The sequence below is a fragment of the Pseudomonas koreensis genome, assembly GCF_012986595.1.
Taxonomy (GTDB): Bacteria; Pseudomonadota; Gammaproteobacteria; order Pseudomonadales; family Pseudomonadaceae; genus Aquipseudomonas; species Aquipseudomonas koreensis.
Window position 1 is genome coordinate 163,313 of record NZ_JAAQYM010000005.1, and the last position, 16,752, is coordinate 180,064.

A 16,752-nucleotide genomic window follows, 5' to 3' on the forward strand; every position below is an offset into this window, starting at 1 on the left:
CTGGTTCAGTGACTGCTACGCAGCCAAGCGGGAGCAAGTTCCCTCGCCACAGGTCTTCACACAACTGTCAGTTTGCGGCGGACACCACACTCATCCGCGACACCACCGGCAACTTGCCCAGCAGCGCGAAGATCGGGGCGGTCACCTTCAGCCAGAAATTCGCCGCGTGACAGGCAAACGGTGTGTAGTAACCCCAGCCCAACGCCCACACTGCCAGCAGCATGCCGCCGATGTAATCGTCCTGGCCCCAATGCGCACCGGCCACCAGGCGCGGCAGCATGAACAGCAGCGCCAGCCCCCAGATGATCAGAAACTGACCGAGCGTGCGGCTGAACACACCCATGAACAACGCCCAGATCAGTAGCACCGAAGCGTGGTCACCGGGGAAGCTCTGGCTCGAGCGATCTTTCAGCTCCCAGGCTTTTTCCAGATGCGGGAAGTAGTCACTCAGGTGCACCGCGCCTTCCAGTACCATCGATGGACTGCTGTGCTGCCAATCCATGTAGTCGGCGAATTTGGAAAACAGTGCGCGAATCACCACCATCAGCAGCAGAATCGAGAGAAAACCGAAGAAGGCGCGACGCACGTCAATCGCCTTGAACACCCAGTCACCCTTGATCAGCAGCGTCAGAAGGATCAGCCCGACGAGGATGTCGAACGGACGCAGACTTGCAATTGCCCAGATGTGGAGCCATATGGGGTTGCTGGCTAGCGGTGCATTGAGTGAGCGGAACAGCCACTCGTCGAAAATCACACACAGCATCTGGCCCGTAGGCCATAACCAGAAAGCCAGTAGCGCCAACGGCACTACATTGCACAGAACCAGCCGGCCGAGGTTCCACCTAGATTGGAACAAACCCGGATTGTTCATAAAATGCCTCCCGTGGCTGAACGTTTCGCACCAAATGGGTGCGGAGAAGCGCGGGATTTTCATCTTTTGTAACCATTTTGTCATCAATTCAGATACCCAGACCTATGACTGATCTCCCGGATACCGACTACACCCAACGCTTCATCTTCGATGACAGCGACACTCGCGGCGAACTGGTGGCGCTGGAACGCAGCTACGCCGAAGTTCTCGCCAAGCACCCGTACCCGGAGCCGGTCGCGCAGTTGCTGGGCGAACTGATGGCGGCTGCCTCGTTGCTGGTGGGCACCCTGAAATTCGACGGTTTGCTGATTTTGCAGGCGCGCTCCGAAGGCCCGATTCCGCTGCTGATGATCGAATGCTCCAGCGAGCGGGAGATCCGTGGTCTGGCGCGTTACAACGCCGAGCAGATCGCCGCGGATGCCACCCTGGCCGACCTGATGCCGGGCGGTGACCTGACCCTGACCGTCGATCCGACGATCGGCCAGCGTTACCAGGGCATCGTCGACCTGGACGGTGAAACCCTGTCGGAATGCTTCACCAATTATTTCGTCATGTCGCAACAGGTCGGCACCCGCTTCAAGCTGTTCGCCGACGGCCGTCGTGCCCGTGGCATGCTGCTGCAACAGTTGCCGGCCGACCGTCTGAAGGATGAAGAAGAGCGCGCCGCCAGCTGGCAGCACATCACTGCGCTGGCCAGCACCCTGACCGCCGATGAATTGCTCAGCCTGGACAACGAAACCGTGCTGCATCGCCTCTATCACGAAGAGCAGGTGCGCCTGTTCGACGTGCAGAACCTGCGCTTCCGTTGCAGCTGCTCGCGGGAACGCTCGGGCAATGCGCTGGTCAGCCTGGGTCTGGAAGATGCGCAGGCACTGGTGGTCGAACGCGGTGGCGAAGTCGAGATCGATTGCCAGTTCTGCAACCAGCGTTATCTGTTCGATGCGGCCGATATTGCTCAATTGTTCGCTGGCGCAGGCGTCGACACGCCGTCAGATACCCGGCACTAAAACGGTTCAGCGCAGGTAAATTCACTGCGTAACGACGGAATTTCGCCGTTACGACGGGAGGACCCTACTCTTTTTGGGCTTTTCTGGCATAATCCGGCCCACTTTTTTCGCGGTAGTAGTGCACGACTTTCTACTACAAAACGTTTGGAGCACACTCGGCCACTGGCCGACGGGGAACCTCATGACGCAAGCCAATAACGCCGTGTACACCGATCTGAGTGTTGATGATCTGGTTAAAGAAGCCCTGCAACGCGGTGAGGGCGAGCTTGCCGATACCGGCGCTCTGGTCGTTCGCACCGGTCATCGCACCGGCCGTTCGCCAGTCGATCGTTTCATCGTTGAAGAGCCTTCCACCCAGGCCGCTATCGCCTGGGGCCCGATCAACCGCAAGTTCCCGGCCGACAAGTTCGACGCGCTGTGGGCTCGTGTCGAGGCGTTCAACAACGCGCAAGAGCACTTTGTTTCCCATGTGCATGTAGGTGCGGCTGAAGATCACTACCTGGCCGTGAAAATGACCACCCAGACTGCCTGGCAGAACCTGTTCGGTCGTTGCCTGTTCATCAACCCGGCCCAGTACAACCCGGCCGGTCGTGAAGAGTGGCAAGTGCTCAACGTGGCTAACTTCGAGTGCGTGCCTGAGCGTGACGGCACCAACTCCGACGGTTGCGTGATCATCAACTTCGCGCAGAAGAAAGTGCTGATTGCCGGCATGCGTTACGCCGGTGAAATGAAGAAAGCCATGTTCTCGGTGCAGAACTTCCTGCTGCCGGCCGCTGACGTGCTGCCAATGCACTGCGCTGCCAACATCGGCGAAGAAGGCGACGTGACCCTGTTCTTCGGTCTGTCGGGCACCGGTAAAACCACCCTGTCGGCCGACGAAAGCCGTTACCTGATCGGTGACGACGAACACGGCTGGGGCGAAGGTGTTGTCTTCAACATCGAAGGCGGCTGCTATGCCAAGTGCATCGACCTGTCCGAGAAGAACGAGCCGGTCATCTGGAAAGCCATCAAGCACGGCGCCGTGCTGGAAAACGTCGTCATCGACGACGCCAAGCACGCCGACTACGCCGATGTCAGCCTGACCCAGAACAGCCGCGCGGCCTACCCGCTGGAGCACGTTGCCAAGCGTTCCGAGAAGAACCTGGGCGGCGAGCCAAACGCTGTGATCTTCCTGACCTGCGACCTGACCGGCGTACTCCCGCCAGTGTCGATTCTCAACGAAGAACAAGCGGCCTACCACTTCCTGTCCGGCTACACCGCTTTGGTGGGCTCGACTGAAATGGGTTCGGGCAGCGGCATCAAGTCGACCTTCTCCACCTGCTTCGGCGCACCGTTCTTCCCGCGTCCGGCTGGCGAATACGCAGAGCTGCTGATCAAGCGCATCCGTGGTTTCGGCTCCAAGGTCTACCTGGTCAACACCGGCTGGACCGGCGGTGGCTACGGCGTCGGCAAACGCTTCAACATCCCGACCACCCGTGCAGTGATCGCAGCGATCCAGAGCGGCGCGCTGATCGGTGCCGCCACCGAGCACCTGGACACCATCAACCTCGACGTGCCACTGGCCGTACCGGGCGTTGAAACCAACCTGCTCAACCCTCGCAACACCTGGGCTGACAAGGCTGCGTACGACGAGGCTGCCAAGGCCCTGGCCGGTCTGTTCATCGAGAACTTCAAGAAGTTCGAAGTGAGCGACGCGATCAAGGCTGCTGGGCCTAAGTTGTAAGATCTGTCGTGAATGAAGAAGCCGCCTCTTGGGGCGGCTTTTTTGTAAGTGAGGGAACTATTGTTCTTTTAACTCGCTTTGAGCTTTTCTAGTTTTGAAAAAATCTCTTATCGAAAGAGGAGTTAATTGTTGCGCCTCTAATGTAGCCATTGTTTGGGCCCGCCAATCTAGGTCGCCTTCTTGTCTTAAGGATTTTCTAATCTCAATTATGGTTCCTAGTGCGCGGGCGGCCCAATCCCTGAATGCGTCAGGCTTCAAGATGAAAACATCTTTTAAGTGTTCAACCCCTCCGGGCGATACGTAGTTCACGGGCGTAATCAGTACTTTTATTATCTCCGTCCCTTCGTGTACACCACCCACATTTTCTCTAATCCAGTTGTCGTGACAAAATACCTGTCGTGCTTTCTCCACTGACAGAACATCATTAGTAGCGTTTGTATGATCTTCGAATACGATGCACAAGTCATTGCTAAGCAGCCACCAAGGATCTGGTGCTGCTCTGAGTTCAGTGTTACCTGCCTCGCAGCCAAGCATTAATCCTAATTCAAATTGACCTTGTTCAAATTTTTGTGCTTCCGAACTTGCCAAGGCACTTATTATTTCGGAATGTTTTCTATTGAATCGACTGTTATTTTTTACGCCAAAACTAAGCAGGTGATTTTCTAGGCGCTCAACTGTTTTGGGAAGGTAAGGATCTTGGGTGTTGAATTGAGATAGTTCTACTCCGGCGGATTTTGCTAGATCTACAAGCCATAGAATAGCCATGGTCGCTTTCATGGCTTCTGCGTAGTAATCCTTACTAGTATCTTCAGAAATCTGTTTTGCTTCGAATGCCATGCTCAGGCACGAACCAGCAAGATAATTCCATAATGCCCTGTACCCCTTTAAGTTAGGGTGTTTTATTACTCCCAAGATATTCCTACATTCATCAAATGCAGAAAGATAATCAGCCCTCCATAGATGATTTAAGTATTTGATTTCAAACGCCACTGACTTTTCTAGCTCCGCCATTTCTAAGGGAATTTTGCGAGTTTTACTACTCCTGTTTTGAACGATGGAGTCGTTCGCTTCAACCCACTCATCATTTTGAGATCTAAATGCTAGGAGATTTTCCACTATGTCAGAGATCTCCGCAGATGATTGAAATTCTCCAAAGTCAATTTCAGCTTGTATTTCAGGATGAAGATATTGGGTGTTATCCTTTGTTAGCAAATAATCTAACCATTCGTTGCCTTTTACAACAACAGCCGCGTAATCACTATTGGCCCTAGTGCAGCGTCCTACAGCTTGTACGATCCTAGTTTGAATTCGATCATTTAATAGTACGCCACATCCCATTTTTGACATTAAGAACTTTTCTTGTAAGTTGGCAGACTTTGGAAGTCCCTCTAACACTAGCAGACGACATTCGTCATGAGGGAAATCCATGCCGTCATATCTATTTGCAATTACGGCAGCTGCAAAAGTACAGCTTGTAAAATCCTCTTTTGATGCCTCAATCTCTTTTGCACCGAATAGTGTGTATTTCCCAAGTCTTTGTATCTTTTGCTTCCTGTCTTCGGTTGCTCTGTCGCTAGGCGTTATAAACAAAGCTCTACCAAAGATAGATAAAGATTTCTCGATCAAGTCTTCTGTCTTGGTCTCATCATGTGAAACTTCAGGGAAGATAAAGAAGCGTCTTCCTATGCCTTGTTCATCAGTTTGAGATTCTGGAGTCAATCTATAAATATTAGCTCTGCCAGTTATCCGCTCTAGATCTCCGCCATTCCCCAAGGTGGCTGACATGTAAATTCTTTGCTTTGCGTTACTAAAAGGAACGTGAGTATGGGTTGGAGGAATTATTGGTCTAATTAAAATTTGAGTTGCTGAAATATAGCAGTGGCAGGCTTGAATATGATCTCTTAATAATGACCATGGATAATATAATGAGTTGTCCGTTGTTTCGATATCTAATAGATTTATGATTTGATCTTTTAACTTGTAGAATGTAGTTGTAGGTATTTTTTCCAGCCAGCTAAGAGATTGAAGGTCTAGTTCTCTTTGAGCTCTTGTTAGATCGGGTGTATCTTTGTGGCCGTCGAGCAAAGTTACTAGAGCGTTGTAAGTGCTCGAGTTGTTTTTTCTGTCGATAAGCAGGGAGAACATTGAAGAGATATAGTTTTCGCAGGAGTGGGCGTCATCTAGGATTATTACGTCCGGGTTTTCAAAGAACGGGTTTGTATTGAATAGGGCGCTATAGGATGTAATGGCGATTTTTTCGATTCGTCGATACGAATTCTTTGACTCAAATGAATAGTCTTGTTTGGCGCCGGTGAATTCAGCGACTTCAATTCCATAAATGTCACGGGCTTGTTTGACTACTTGGTGTACTAATTGATTTGTTGGGCACAAATATACGACTCTATCTTGAAATTTTCTCCGGCGCCATTCAGCAAGCACAATTCCAACTAAGGTTTTCCCACTGCCGGTAGGAAGTCTTATAGCTACGTCCGGTTTTTCTAGCGCTTTGTCTGTATATTCCCTCCAAACATCAGCTTGTCTCGCTAAAGGACCTTCGATCTTTTTTGTTCTTATATCATGTAGCATTGACTCAGGCGTCGTAACTGAAAGCGTTACATTTGTTTGTTTTTTAAATGCCATTTCAAAATTCCATTTTGCTAACGGTTTAAATTAAAGTCAGAAGTCTAATGGATGATTCGGTGGATTTACCTTCAGTGCACTTTTCAAATGTCAGTAAGATTCAAAGCTAAGCTTGATGGACTGATTCCTAAGACTAAAGGTAGTTATAGATTTCGGTTTTCTCAAATCCAATTCGAAATTATTCTTCCCGCGAGCACGTTAAGCGTCAATTCATCGGCTCCATTGGCGTTATGAGTGATCTGGCGGTTTGATCGAGAGGGCTCGCGCCATGATCAATCAGTATCGCTGATGGAGCTAATGACGCGGTATTTGGTAGGAGTGTGGTTGTATTTTCTCTTCAGGCTAGAAGTACTCGTAAGGTTTTATCTGGATTACATAGAATTGAATGCTCGACTATTCGTATCAAGATCACCAATTCTTGAATGCAGGCATCATGGTTTCCTGTTCTTGCCTGGACAACCCAATTGCCGCGGCCAATCTCGGCCATTGGCTAACCACTTCTTGAAGATGCTTAATGATGCTTTCAGCATCCGAGCGGCTAACTCGAAAATACTCCGCCACTTCCCTCGCCAACTCCAAATCCAAGGCGTTGTCAGAGTCCGTGATGTTCAGCTTCAACCCATCCGCATGCGCCACCGGATTCATGTCATACGCTGCCGACAACCGCCACCCCCGACCAGGATCCAGAATAAATCCATGGTTTCGTAGATGGTCGTCGGTGTTGGAGACCAGGATGTTGAAGACGATTCGCGACCAGAGTTCACGGAGGTCGGTGTTGGGGTCCGAGCCGTGTTGCATGATTACTTCCGCCAACTCTAGATAGCTGGCGCCGGTTGAGGCGTCGTCGCCGTCGACGCGGTTGGTCATGGTCATGGCTGATGCGAAGTGATGTCGGCCGCCGCGTTCGGTTCGGTCGAAACGCTTCACCAGGAAGCAGTGGTGATCGCTTGCGTAGCGTCGGGCCATGCCGGTCGCAACGCGTAGACCACAGTTGACCGCCAAAGCGTTTACTACAAATTCCCAACCACCGACATCGTAGTCATCTCTCGTACTTGGGAATTTAGCGATCCACATTTGACCGAACTCGTCGACGACGCTGGCTTTCGGTCTGGCGCCGCCCAGCGAGCCGCCAGGTGCGATGAGCATTCTTAGCCATTCGCGGCCATTGATGGCTGTGTTGTCCCTATCGTTTTCCAGGGCGAGACTTGCCTGCTCTAAAGCGCGTAGCTCGACAAAGGGTGGAGCGGCTACGCCGTCGCGGTCGTCGAGGAAGTTGCCTTCGTCATTGAGTTTGTAGCGAAGGGCGCCGACACGGAACAGGTCGTGCACGCCAAGCAGATAATCGGATTCAAACAACTTGCTGTTGCTGGGAAGCAAGCCGTCGCGAATGTCCCTTTCCAAGCGGCGTTTCATCAGCAGTTGGCCCCAACGATCGGGGCTTGAGTCTGCAAAGACGCCAAAGCGGCTCTGATGTTCGCCGGGGAATTGGCGGCCTTCGAAGGGGCCGATGCGCGGGTCTAGAGTTATGAAGCTCAACTCGGGATCGGCCAACGCCTTAGGGTCGTACTCAAATTCGAACACGTTGGTGTTGCGTGTTTTCCTTGCGTGTAGAAATCCGAGGCGTCTGGCGCCTTTCAAGGATTCCCAGTCTGCATAAACAGCAATCAGCGTCATTCTTCACCTGTTGGCGGCCCGGCCTTTTTCTTCTTGTTCAAAAGGCTGGAGAGTGAGTGTGTGTTGAATGGGAAGTCAGCCGGAATTTTCGTGGTAGTGGCGGCATCGATAACGTTTGAAGTCTCGACGTTTTCGGATGCGCCCTTTTTTGCCGCACTGACTGCTCGTACTCGCTGGGGCTTTTTCGCTGCGGATCGTGTTGCTGGCATTAACTGCGCATCCTGCAATTGGCGACCCATTTCATCGGCTGCAGCCAGTTTGTTCAGATCCTTTTCCAGCCCCATCACTTGCATGACCGACAGGTAGGCCCCGATGGTTACGCCTGATCCACCTGACTCCAGATGGCGCAAGGTTGTTAGCGACATGCCTGACCTTTCGGCGACCTGCTTGGCCGTCAATTTGCGGCGTAGGCGAGCCAGCTTCAGTCGTTCACCAAGGTCGACCAAAAGTCGAGCAGTAGAGGGCAAGAGCGGCGCTGTTTTCTTGGCCATGTGGCAGTATTCCTTCATTTTTTAACCTTAACTGCCAGAATAATAGCACTTAAGATGAAGGATGCTGTTTGCCGTAAGACCCGTGAAAAACGAAGTTAAGTGGCATTATTCCATCTGTTTTCGGTTCATATAGCTAGAATACTACCACTTGAACGTTAGCGCTTCCTTTAGTCAGCCCGGTTTTTGCCGGTACTTTTCGAGAACCTGCATGCGTGAGGAAAGTGGCTTTTCAGCATCGGCAGGGGTGGTTTCAAAACCTTCAATGCGTAGGCTGGCCAAATAGTTTGATCGGCGAACCTTGTCGTAATGAGCCTGCTTTTGCTGAAACGTCAAAACGCTCGTATCAGCATTCGAGTCTGAATCGCGATGCTTTTTGCGTAAGATCTCGTCCATCTCGACAACGCTTTCCATCAGCTCATCAAAGAATTTGCTCATGGTTGCTCCCATGGTTGATTACCGTTCTTTTGATCGCTCTCACGGAGTGCATAAGAGCGATACGATCACTCGATTTCAGGCTGGAGCCTTCCAGTTGAGCATCTGCTGCTGCGCGACCTGCAGCAGGTCACAGCCATCCTGTGTCAGCAGGTACAGGGCGTGGGTGATGTGGGGAATGTCTTCGACGTCGGCTTGTTTGAAGCTGAGGCAGTAGAGGGTTTTAAGCAGGTCGCTGGAGGCGCGCAGGCGCTGGACGGCGCATTCGAGGATGTCTTGGGGATCGGCCTCTGTGTCGATGATCAGGGGCTTGGTGTCGGTGAGGTTGGATTCGAGTGAGCGGTAGCGATCAGGGGTGAGTTGATTCCATGTTTTCATTTTGTTGATCCTCAATTGCTTCAAGTGAAGCCACCACATCGTGACCAAGCGACAGGAGGCGACTGTGTTCGGGTTGGTCAACCGGTGAGGATCGTGCATACCCGGCACACCCGAAGGCGTCCCAAACACAGCCACCATAAAACTGCAGGCAATTGAGTGCCGGCAGCATACAGCGGACGCGTACGCACGATCCATTCAGGTGACCAAGCCCGAGCCGCTGATTTGGCAGCGGCAGTCACGACTATAGGTGTGGGCTAACGGGTGGCGATAGGCGACAAGGTGTCTGTACGCGTAGGAACGGGACGAACTTGTGATAGGTAAACACCGTAGGATTTTTCGCGCTTTCGCCGATCACCACCCACCTTCCTCAACGAATAGGCCGATACGCCGCCAGATCCAGCACGCTGGTGGTCAACCCGGTATTCGGTGCATAGATCGCGCCCTTCACCGACGAGAACGGCACCCCTTTGCTGCCCAGCGATACATAGCGCTCGCCCTGGTCCAGTTCGGTGAACCAGGTGTAGGAGCACTTTTCCATGGCCTTGTATTTCGCCGCGTCCTTGACCATCGCGTCGCCGAAGTTTTTCAGGGTGGCGTCGCTCAGGTTCAGGGTTTTGGTCAGTGAGGTGCCCCAGCGCGTGAGGCAGGTTTCCGCGAAGTGGCGGACGAACTGGCCGGGTTCGGCGAGTACTTTCGGGCCGGCGTTGCCGTCAGCGGCAGCGTTGCCGACCAGGGTGGCGTGGCGGCCGGGGATCGGGAAAATATGGGTTCGCGTGCCGGTGGCGGTCTGCGGAATGACGCAGCTGAAGCCTTTCGAGCGTTCATCGCGGGCGTAGAAACCGACATACTCTTTGACGTTGGCATTGAGTTTGACGCGATGTTCCTGGAAGTTGCCGATGCCGGGTACCGGGTCAATGGCGAAGATGTTTACCGGAATGTTCTTCAGCGCGCTGTCGTTGAACATGGCATTGGCCAACATGTGACAACTGATACCGCCACGGCTCCACCCGACCAGATTAACTTTAGTTGGAAGAATGCCGTCTTTGCGGAACGTTTTAATGATCTGTTCCTGCAACTTCTGCTGGGTCACGCTGCGTTCGCCATAGTTGTAGTTACGCCAGAACCAGGAACCTTCGGCTTTTACATCTTCAATGGGAATGCCGGCCGCTTTCAGGCGGTTGTATTCCGCTTCGGTCAGTTGCTTGCGTTGCCAGTCGCACTTGCCTTTGATGATGTTCATCGCGTGCAGCACGTTTTCCTCCCAGCCTTTACCGAACAGCGTACCGCTGAGGCCATAGTCGGCGGACTTGGTGAACAGCTCATCGGCCTGCAGGTTACTGGTGCCGGGGCCGTCGACGACAATCCATTCGGCGAACTCGCGGCCAGCGTGGTGGGAGGCGAGGGTGGACACCAGTTCGCCGTTCCAATAGTTGATATTGGTTGTATCGAACTTTGTGGAACCTGTACCGCAAAAGAAAATAGTCAGTGTAGTCATGATGTTGCTCTTAATTGATGTAAGAGCAAACAGGCTAGTTTTTAATATTATTTATTTGAAGTGATTAGTTGTTGCGTTATTTGTGTGCGCGACGATTAAAGATGATTTGCCAGTTGAAGTTTTGCTACTTCCAGAAGTTCGCAGCCGTCTTGCGTCAATAAATACAGCGCATTGACGATGTTAGGGATGTCTTTGACATCGGCCTGTTTGAAACACAAACAGTAAAGAGTCTCCAGCAAGTCGCTGGCGGCACGCAGGCGTTGGTGCGCAGCATCGAGCAGATCGCCATGGCTGGCCTGGGTATCGATGGTCAGCACCGGGTGATCGCTGTGGGTGCTTTTGAGGGGGTGATAACGATTGGCCAGCGGGTTGTGCGTGTTCATGTCGAGACGTGTCCTGTACGAAGTCGCTCCAGTGGTTTCAGCCGCGCTGGTCACTATAGAAGTGCGTGGCAAGTGGTCACAAGACCGCCGTGATCGACAGAGTTCGTAGGGGTTTTTCCGAGACTCGGGCATTTGCCCTACAAGGTTTTGCAGGTTTTTCGAGGTGAAACCCTTAGCGCAGACATTTCCCACGGGATTCACAGGCGTTTCTTGGGAAACCTCTGTATGGTGCGCGCCAGAATCTGTAGGGCGTTTCCAAACGTCCGATACGCGCTTAAAGGGAATTGAGTATGCAGTGGCTACGAATGGCCTCGATTTTATTGCTGTGGGCCAGTGGTTGCCGTTTGGCCGTGGCGTCTGACGCCGGCAACGGCTGGATGTTTGTCGATCTGCAACGGACCGGCTGGCCCGATACGCTTTCCAGCCAGGCGAGCATCGATACCGCGTCACGCGCCGAAGTGTTGATGTTCGCGAAAGCCCTGTTGGCGAGTGAAGCGCTGGATGAGGGCGGATTACAGCGGCAGCTGGGTGTGCCGCATGTGCAGCTCAAGTCAGTCTGGCAGGTGCGCGAAGGGCTGTGGGATCGTTTGCTGGGCATCTATCGCAACGCCAGTCAGGACTGTGGCGAACAGCTGTTTTGTCCGCGAGTGCGCAGTGTGGCCGATCTGCGCCAACTGGCGGCGGCTTTCACCGGCGACATCAGCCCGGCTCATGCACAGTGGGCAAGCAAGAGTCAGGGTGTGCATGAGCAGGAGCTGAATGAACAACTTCGGGTGGCCGTGCTGCGTCCGTAGCCCGGCGTTCCGGCGAGACTTAAGTGGCGACCCCCTGATCTGCCGTGGCACACATGGCGAGGGGCGGAAGATCATCGGGTACTTGCATGCATCCGCCCAGCAACAGCGACGCAAGGGTAAGGGTCAGGAGCAGTTTCAGTCTGTTGGGCATGGTCATTCCTTGAGTTGATCCACGGGCGTCGGCCGTCCTGGCACGACGCTCGTTACGTGGATGCGGCGCACGTTACCTTTGTTGCCGCCAGGCCTGCGAGAGGCAAATTGTTTCCTTTGTTTGATCCGGTGGCATCCGCCCCGGCGCTGTATCATCCCGTATCGAATTGACCCCCGACCTTTTCTCGACGCGCTGCGATCGCCCGCTAGGCTGTTGGCATCACAGCGGTCAACGGAGTGACAGCGCATGCACAACACCCTGGAACAGGTTTTCGGTTATCCACAGTTTCGACCCGGACAGGAGGCGGCGATCAGCGCCGTACTGGCCGGGCGCTCGGCGGCCGCAATTTTCCCCACCGGTTCCGGCAAGTCGCTGTGTTACCAGGTGCCGGCGCTGTTGTTGCCACATCTGACCCTGGTGGTCTCGCCGCTGTTGGCGTTGATGCAGGATCAACTGGCGTTCCTCAAACGTCATGGCATCAGTGCCGGCAGCATCGATTCGGCGCAAAGCCGCGATGATGCCAACGATGTGATGGCCCGCGCCCGTTCGGGTGAATTGAAGATTCTGATGATCTCGGTGGAGCGTTTGAAGAACGAGCGCTTTCGCAACTTCTTGCAGCAGGTGCCGATCTCGCTGCTGGTGGTCGACGAGGCGCACTGTATCTCGGAGTGGGGCCACAACTTCCGCCCCGACTACCTGAAACTGCCGGACTACCAGCGTCAGTTCAATATCCCGCAAACCCTGCTGCTGACGGCCACGGCCACACCGAAAGTGATTGCCGACATGCAGGCCAAATTCGCCATTGCCGAAGCGGATGTGGTGACCACCGGTTTCTACCGGCCCAATCTCAATCTGCTGGTCGAGCCGGTGCGCGGTCAGGACAAACGACGGCGGCTGGTGGAGTGGATGAGTGAGCGTCCGGGCCAGCCCAGCATCGTCTACGTGACGCTGCAGAAAACCGCCGAACACATCGCCGAGCATCTGGGACGAAACGGGATTCAGGCCGAGGCCTATCACGCCGGTTTGCCCAACGATCAGCGCGAGGCGATCCAGAAGCGCTTCATGGCCGGGCAATCCAATTGCATCGTTGCAACGATTGCCTTCGGCATGGGTATCGACAAGAGCGACATCCGCAACGTGGTGCATTTCGATCTCCCCAAATCCATCGAAAACTACAGTCAGGAAATCGGTCGTGCCGGACGCGACGGGCAGCCCTCGGACTGCTTGGTGCTGGCCAATCGCGACAGCCTCAACGTGCTGGAAAACTTCGTCTACGGCGACACCCCTGAGCGCGAGGGGATTCGTTGCGTGCTGGAGGAAATGCAGGCTGCCGCGCCCGAAGGGCAGTGGGAGTTTCTGCTCGGGCCGCTGGCCGACCAGAGCAACATTCGCGCGCTGCCGCTGAAGACGCTGCTGGTGCAATTGGAGCTGCGCGGCTTGATCGCGCCGCGCTATGCGTATTACGCGGAGTACCGTTTCAAATACCTGCTCGAACCGGAAGCATTGCTTGAGCGTTTCGAAGGTGAGCGCAGGGATTTTGTCGCGGCCATTGTCCAGACCTCGAGCCGTGCACGCACCTGGGCCACGGTGAATTTCGAAGCGATGTACACGCAGTATTCGGCTGAGCGCAATCGGGTGGTGAAGGCGCTGGATTACTTTCAGGAGAAGGGCTGGGTCGAGCTTGAGAGCAAGCAGATGACCGAGGTCTACAACGTGCTGCACAGCGATTTCGACAGTGCTGTGTTGAGCGCTGAGTTGCACGAGTACTTCACACAGCATGAGCAGACTGAAATCGCCCGGATCCACGCGATGCTCAAGCTGTTCGCCACTGAGCGCTGCCTGGGTTATCGCCTCGCCGAGTATTTCGGCGACCACAACGCGCCCGAGCGATGCGGGCACTGTTCGGTGTGTCATGGGGATGTGGCGCACCTGCCGGCGCCGCCGGAATTGTCCGCGCTTGTGGATAAGAATTTCGCGGCGCTGTGCGGTGATTTTATCCACAGGCACGAACAACACGCCGGCCGTGTGCCGACGGCAGAGCGCCTGACGCGGTTTCTGTGCGGGATCAGCGTGCCGCTGTTCACCAGGCTCAAGGCGCGGACGATTTCCGGGTATGCGGCGCTGGAGGAGTATCCATACGCGGAGGTCCGCAGCTGGGCTGACAACCATTTGCCCGGATGAACGCTTGACCCTGAAGAGCTGCATCCATCCGCTGAATGTCGCTCATCACGGTAATAAACTTCAAAAACGCCCGGTGCCTGACTATGGTGAAGGCTGTCTTCGGATCATCAACAAGAGAACAACATGAGCCAGACACCCTTCGATATTCAGCAAGCCGCCGTAATCGGCGCGGGAACCATGGGCCGTGGCATTGTCATGTGTCTGGCCAATGCCGGCATCGCCGTGCAGTGGGTCGATAACAATCCACAGATGCTCGAACAGGCCTTGGGGACGGTGGCCGACACTTATGCACACAATGTGCGCCAGGGTCGGATCGATCAGGGCGAAGCGGATGCGCGTATTGCCCGGATCAGCGCGGCGGCGGATTACCCGGCGATCCGTAATGTCGATCTGGTGATCGAGGCGGTGTACGAAAACCTCGAGCTCAAGCAGAAGATCTTTCGCGAACTGGATGGCCTGCTCAAACCTGAAGCGTTGTTGGCGAGCAACACGTCGGCGCTGGATATCGACGCGATTGCCGCGACGACACGACGTCCGTCGCAGGTGCTCGGCCTGCATTTCTTCAGCCCGGCGCACATCATGAAATTGCTGGAAATCGTCCGCGGTGCGCAGACTTCTCCGGCAGTACTGGAGGCCGCGCTGACGTTGGGCAAGCGCATGGGCAAGGTCAGTGTGGTGTCGGGCAACTGCCACGGTTTTATCGGCAATCGCATGCTGCATCCGTATGTGCTGGAGGCGCGCAAGATGCTGCTCGAAGGCGCTTATCCACAGCAGGTGGACGCGGCGCTGCAAGGGTTCGGCTTCGCCATGGGGCCGTTTCGCATGTACGACGTGGTGGGTATCGATCTGGAGTGGCGCGCGCGGGAACTGGCCGGCAAGGGCCAGGATGCGCCGGAGGTTCAGGTGGATAACCGCTTGTGCGAGATGGGCCGCTTCGGGCAGAAGTCCGGCAACGGTTATTACCACTATGAGCCGGGCAGTCGACAGGCCGAGCATGATCCCGAGGTCGATGCATTGGTGTTGCGGGTCAGTGAAGAGCTGGGTTTCCAGCGCCGCGAGATCGGCCCGGAAGAGATTCTGGAGCGCTGCCTGCTGGCGCTGGTCAACGAGGGCGCAAAGATTCTTCAGGAAGGCATTGCCGGGTCGGCCCATGATATTGATCTGGTGTATTTGAACGGCTATGGCTTCCCGGCCGACAAGGGCGGGCCGATGGCCTGGGCGGATCAACAAGGGCTGGCGGACATTCATCAGCGCTTGCTGGCATTGCAGACGCGTCAAGGCGATCAGTGGCAGCCGGCGCGGTTGGTGGGTGAGCTGGCGGCGCAGGGCAAGGGGTTTGCTGAGCGCTGAGCGCTGTCTTGCACGGGAAACCGCTGCCAGCGGGATGTGCATCCACTGTGGCAGCGAGCCTGCTCGCGATGGGTTCACCCCGGTTTTGGCTTTAGACTGCTGACAAAACTTCATGGATCAATACTGATGTCCAACCCGATGCCCCAACGCACCGACTACCCGCACTTCCAGCCCATCACCACGCGCTGGCACGACAACGACGCCTACGGGCATGTGAACAACGTCACCTATTACAGCTTCTTCGATACGGCAGTGAACACTTACCTGATCCAGGTCGGCGGGCTGGATATTCATGACGGCGAGGTGGTGGGGTTTGTGGTCAGTTCGGCCTGTGACTACTTTGCCTCGATCGCTTTCCCGGACCTGATCGAGATCGGTCTGCGGGTCGGCAAACTGGGTAACAGTTCAGTGCAATACGAACTGGCGGTGTTCAAGGTCGGTGAAAGCGAGGCGTGTGCAGCGGGGAGGTTTGTGCATGTGTTCGTGGATCGGACGAGCAATCAACCGGTGCCGATTCCAGGGCGATTGCGTGAGGCCCTGGAGCGCCTGGTGGTCTGAATCAGGACAAAAAAAATCGCAGCCCTTGGGCTGCGATTTTTGTTTTCCCGCTTAACGCAACGCATCAGTCGCGATAGTAGCGGTGATGCTTGCGGTGGCCATAAGCGTGGCCGCGGCCATGGTGACGGTCGCGGTAGTAGCGGCGGTCGTCACGACCGCGATCGTAATGACGACCCTCGTCATTGCTCTGGTTACCCATGTAGTTGCCCAGCGCGCCACCGGCGCCGCCACCTGCTGCGGCGCCGATCAGGCTGCCGGTGGTGCCGCCCATGCTGCGGCCGACCACGTTACCGCCGGCTGCGCCCAACGCACCGCCAATGGCGGCTTCGCCACGGCTGTGTTTGTTGGCGCCAACCGCACTGCCACCCGCGCCGCCCAGGGCCGCGCCAATGGTTGAACCTGTGCTGCCGCCTAAAGACTGACCGACGACCGAGCCAAGAACCCCGCCCAATGCGCCGCCCACACCTGCTTCGGTGGTGCCTCCGGCAGAAGCGAAGCCACTGACCAGGCCAAGGGACAACAAGAGAATCGAGGAGAACTTCATAGAGGAGCCTCAAAGGGATGACGGCGCCGATCCTGAGGCTGTGTAACAAGGCTGACAATCGAAATCCGACGAATAACACG

15 protein-coding genes are annotated in these 16,752 nt (G+C 55.1%); 6 read left to right on the forward strand and 9 right to left on the reverse strand.

Annotated elements, in window-relative coordinates:
• Positions 1–67 precede the first annotated feature (67 nt).
• Entirely contained in the window at positions 68–871 is an 804-nt protein-coding gene (locus HBN98_RS16660; protein WP_064585486.1) for a phosphatase PAP2 family protein, read from the reverse strand.
• 104 nt (positions 872–975) lie between these two features.
• Here HBN98_RS16660 and hslO point away from each other — a divergent pair, with 104 nt between their 5' ends.
• On the forward strand, positions 976–1,878 hold the full coding sequence (hslO, locus tag HBN98_RS16665; protein WP_064585487.1) for an Hsp33 family molecular chaperone HslO: 903 nt from the start codon (positions 976–978) through the stop codon (positions 1,876–1,878).
• Positions 1,879–2,059: 181 nt separating this feature from the next.
• Positions 2,060–3,601, forward strand: a complete 1,542-nt coding sequence (locus HBN98_RS16670; protein ID WP_007964688.1) for a phosphoenolpyruvate carboxykinase — start codon at positions 2,060–2,062, stop codon at positions 3,599–3,601.
• Positions 3,602–3,658: 57 nt separating this feature from the next.
• Here the strand turns inward: HBN98_RS16670 and HBN98_RS16675 are convergent, their stop codons facing one another.
• The 7 genes from HBN98_RS16675 to HBN98_RS16705 form a co-directional block, all read right to left on the reverse strand.
• Complete coding sequence (locus HBN98_RS16675; RefSeq protein WP_083367325.1) at positions 3,659–6,241, reverse strand: DEAD/DEAH box helicase; 2,583 nt, start codon at positions 6,239–6,241, stop codon at positions 3,659–3,661.
• A gap of 408 nt (positions 6,242–6,649) precedes the next feature.
• Positions 6,650–7,915 carry a type II toxin-antitoxin system HipA family toxin gene (locus tag HBN98_RS16680; RefSeq protein WP_083367324.1) on the reverse strand — a complete coding sequence of 422 codons (1,266 nt, stop codon included), beginning with the start codon at positions 7,913–7,915 and terminating at the stop codon, positions 6,650–6,652.
• A complete protein-coding gene (locus HBN98_RS16685) occupies positions 7,912–8,406 on the reverse strand; it encodes a helix-turn-helix domain-containing protein (protein WP_083367323.1) in 495 nt (164 codons plus the stop codon). Before HBN98_RS16685 ends, HBN98_RS16680 begins: the two co-directional genes overlap by 4 nt.
• A gap of 171 nt (positions 8,407–8,577) precedes the next feature.
• Positions 8,578–8,739 (reverse strand): YhfG family protein, encoded by a 162-nt coding sequence (locus HBN98_RS16690; protein ID WP_225919987.1) that lies wholly within the window; start codon positions 8,737–8,739, stop codon positions 8,578–8,580.
• A gap of 177 nt (positions 8,740–8,916) precedes the next feature.
• A complete protein-coding gene (locus tag HBN98_RS16695) occupies positions 8,917–9,216 on the reverse strand; it encodes a hypothetical protein (RefSeq protein ID WP_083367322.1) in 300 nt (99 codons plus the stop codon).
• Positions 9,217–9,583: 367 nt separating this feature from the next.
• Positions 9,584–10,711, reverse strand: a complete 1,128-nt coding sequence (locus tag HBN98_RS16700; RefSeq protein WP_083367321.1) for a lipase family protein — start codon at positions 10,709–10,711, stop codon at positions 9,584–9,586.
• A 95-nt stretch (positions 10,712–10,806) separates the two neighbouring features.
• The gene (locus HBN98_RS16705; protein WP_064585491.1) at positions 10,807–11,094 is read right to left on the reverse strand and encodes a hypothetical protein; all 288 of its coding nucleotides are present in this window, start codon (positions 11,092–11,094) and stop codon (positions 10,807–10,809) included.
• A gap of 290 nt (positions 11,095–11,384) precedes the next feature.
• On the opposite strand from HBN98_RS16705, the gene HBN98_RS16710 reads away from it, so the two are divergent.
• From HBN98_RS16710 to HBN98_RS16725, 4 genes are all read left to right on the forward strand, one after another.
• The gene (locus tag HBN98_RS16710) at positions 11,385–11,888 is read left to right on the forward strand and encodes a polysaccharide deacetylase (RefSeq protein ID WP_083367320.1); all 504 of its coding nucleotides are present in this window, start codon (positions 11,385–11,387) and stop codon (positions 11,886–11,888) included.
• A 397-nt stretch (positions 11,889–12,285) separates the two neighbouring features.
• Positions 12,286–14,220 carry a RecQ family ATP-dependent DNA helicase gene (locus HBN98_RS16715; RefSeq protein ID WP_083367319.1) on the forward strand — a complete coding sequence of 645 codons (1,935 nt, stop codon included), beginning with the start codon at positions 12,286–12,288 and terminating at the stop codon, positions 14,218–14,220.
• Between the two features lie 123 nt (positions 14,221–14,343).
• Positions 14,344–15,570: a 3-hydroxyacyl-CoA dehydrogenase gene (locus HBN98_RS16720; RefSeq protein ID WP_083367318.1), complete on the forward strand. Its 1,227-nt coding sequence runs from the start codon at positions 14,344–14,346 to the stop codon at positions 15,568–15,570.
• A 126-nt stretch (positions 15,571–15,696) separates the two neighbouring features.
• Positions 15,697–16,128 carry an acyl-CoA thioesterase gene (locus HBN98_RS16725; RefSeq protein WP_083367317.1) on the forward strand — a complete coding sequence of 144 codons (432 nt, stop codon included), beginning with the start codon at positions 15,697–15,699 and terminating at the stop codon, positions 16,126–16,128.
• A 64-nt stretch (positions 16,129–16,192) separates the two neighbouring features.
• On the opposite strand, the gene HBN98_RS16730 is transcribed toward HBN98_RS16725, so the two are convergent.
• Complete coding sequence (locus HBN98_RS16730; RefSeq protein ID WP_083367316.1) at positions 16,193–16,672, reverse strand: glycine zipper domain-containing protein; 480 nt, start codon at positions 16,670–16,672, stop codon at positions 16,193–16,195.
• Positions 16,673–16,752 lie beyond the last annotated feature (80 nt).

Coding starts and splice junctions, on each gene's coding strand:
- HBN98_RS16720 (WP_083367318.1), top strand. CDS start 14,344: ATGAGCCAGACACCCTTCGATATTCAGCAAGCCGCCGTAATCGGCGCG.
- HBN98_RS16705 (WP_064585491.1), bottom strand. CDS start 11,094: ATGAACACGCACAACCCGCTGGCCAATCGTTATCACCCCCTCAAAAGC.
- HBN98_RS16710 (WP_083367320.1), top strand. CDS start 11,385: ATGCAGTGGCTACGAATGGCCTCGATTTTATTGCTGTGGGCCAGTGGT.
- hslO (WP_064585487.1), top strand. CDS start 976: ATGACTGATCTCCCGGATACCGACTACACCCAACGCTTCATCTTCGAT.
- HBN98_RS16680 (WP_083367324.1), bottom strand. CDS start 7,915: ATGACGCTGATTGCTGTTTATGCAGACTGGGAATCCTTGAAAGGCGCC.
- HBN98_RS16700 (WP_083367321.1), bottom strand. CDS start 10,711: ATGACTACACTGACTATTTTCTTTTGCGGTACAGGTTCCACAAAGTTC.
- HBN98_RS16675 (WP_083367325.1), bottom strand. CDS start 6,241: ATGGCATTTAAAAAACAAACAAATGTAACGCTTTCAGTTACGACGCCT.
- HBN98_RS16660 (WP_064585486.1), bottom strand. CDS start 871: ATGAACAATCCGGGTTTGTTCCAATCTAGGTGGAACCTCGGCCGGCTG.
- HBN98_RS16730 (WP_083367316.1), bottom strand. CDS start 16,672: ATGAAGTTCTCCTCGATTCTCTTGTTGTCCCTTGGCCTGGTCAGTGGC.
- HBN98_RS16685 (WP_083367323.1), bottom strand. CDS start 8,406: ATGGCCAAGAAAACAGCGCCGCTCTTGCCCTCTACTGCTCGACTTTTG.
- HBN98_RS16715 (WP_083367319.1), top strand. CDS start 12,286: ATGCACAACACCCTGGAACAGGTTTTCGGTTATCCACAGTTTCGACCC.
- HBN98_RS16670 (WP_007964688.1), top strand. CDS start 2,060: ATGACGCAAGCCAATAACGCCGTGTACACCGATCTGAGTGTTGATGAT.
- HBN98_RS16725 (WP_083367317.1), top strand. CDS start 15,697: ATGTCCAACCCGATGCCCCAACGCACCGACTACCCGCACTTCCAGCCC.
- HBN98_RS16695 (WP_083367322.1), bottom strand. CDS start 9,216: ATGAAAACATGGAATCAACTCACCCCTGATCGCTACCGCTCACTCGAA.